The organism is Mesorhizobium sp. 128a, from assembly GCF_053848025.1.
On the sequence record NZ_JBSPKY010000133.1, the window covers coordinates 1 to 225 of the forward strand.

The 225-nt window shown below is 69.3% G+C and carries 1 pseudogene; it reads right to left on the bottom strand.

From position 1 onward, the window contains the following. Window positions 1–225, bottom strand: a pseudogene (locus ACWTU9_RS33400) (hypothetical protein); the annotation flags it as partial.

A 225-nucleotide genomic window follows, 5' to 3' on the forward strand; every position in this document is an offset into this window, starting at 1 on the left:
CACCAGTAGAGCCGGTTGCTCCGGTCGAGCCAGTCGCACCGGTCGAGCCAGTTGCGCCGGTCGAGCCAGTTGCACCTGTCGAGCCGGTGGCGCCGGTCGAGCCAGTTGCTCCGGTCGAGCCAGTTGCCCCGGTCGAGCCAGTCGAACCAGTCGCCCCGGTCGAGCCAGTTGCACCTGTCGAGCCAGTCGCACCGGTCGAGCCGGTTGCTCCGGTCGAGCCAGTTG